The organism is Meiothermus granaticius NBRC 107808 (genome assembly GCF_003574355.1).
Classification (GTDB): Bacteria; Deinococcota; Deinococci; order Deinococcales; family Thermaceae; genus Meiothermus; species Meiothermus granaticius.
In genome coordinates this window covers 1-867 of record NZ_QWLB01000097.1, presented here as the reverse complement: position 1 = coordinate 867, position 867 = coordinate 1, and the positions used below count along the sequence as shown (strand labels likewise).

Genomic DNA, 867 nt, shown 5'->3' with positions numbered 1-867 from the left:
CAAGTAGTCCAAGAATGGGGAGTAGTTGTAAGTTAGGCGAGTGGACGACACTCGACTGAGCGACGAACAGTGGGCGGTGATCGCACCGCTGTTGCCGCCCCAACCTGCGAAGGGGCGTAAGCGCGGTCAGGATCGGGAGGTGCTGAGCGGGATCATGTACCGGCTGAAGACGGGGTGCAGGTGGCGGGATATCCCTAAAGGGGAAGGCTACGCGGCGGGGAGCACCTGCCATTACTGGCATGACCGCTGGACACGGGAGGGTTTGTGGGACGGCTTGTGGCAGAGCATCTTAGGCAAGCTGTGGGCGGCGGGAAAGTTGGACTTGAGTCAGGGTAGCTGGGATGGCAGTCACGTCCAGGTCAAAAGGGGGTGACTACCGCGACTGGGGCCACAAGGGCAAAGGCTGCACCGCGATAGCCCTCACCGAAGGGCGAGGCATACCTGTGTCTTTAGCAGTGTATCTGGCCAGTACCCATGAAAGCCAAACCGCCCTGGCGGTCTTGGCCCAGATTCGTATACCCCAAGCAAAGCGCAAGTCCCGCAAGCGTATCCGAGTGTTGGCGATGGACAAAGCCTTCGACTCTACCCCTCTACGCCGCAGGCTCAGAGCCAAGGGTATCCGCGCCTCCATCCCTGAGTGCCGGTTCAAAAACCGGCGACGACGTGGCCCTAAGCCTAAGCACCATCCCGCCAGCCGAAAACGCTATCAGGTCGAACGCCTCCACGCCTGGCTGGACAACTACCGCGCCCTGGTCGTACGCTACGAACGCAAAGCCGATAACTACCGGGGACTGATGGTCTTCGCCTTCCTCCTCATCTGCATCCGCGTTCTACTCCACTGGTGAGCCCTATTCTTGGACTACTTGT

General features: G+C 60.2%; 2 protein-coding genes. Both read left to right on the top strand.

The features are described 5' to 3' along the window. Positions 1 to 40 precede the first annotated feature (40 nt). A complete protein-coding gene (locus Mgrana_RS16640; protein WP_119358683.1) occupies positions 41 to 373 on the top strand; it encodes a transposase in 333 nt (110 codons plus the stop codon). Next, the gene (locus tag Mgrana_RS16635; protein ID WP_119358682.1) at positions 342 to 845 is read left to right on the top strand and encodes a transposase; all 504 of its coding nucleotides are present in this window, start codon (positions 342 to 344) and stop codon (positions 843 to 845) included. The genes Mgrana_RS16640 and Mgrana_RS16635 overlap by 32 nt, the downstream gene beginning before the upstream one ends. Positions 846 to 867 lie beyond the last annotated feature (22 nt).

Bases quoted from the DNA above. Each gene is read 5' to 3' on its own strand.
- Mgrana_RS16635 (WP_119358682.1), top strand. From the start codon at position 342: ATGGCAGTCACGTCCAGGTCAAAAGGGGGTGACTACCGCGACTGGGGC.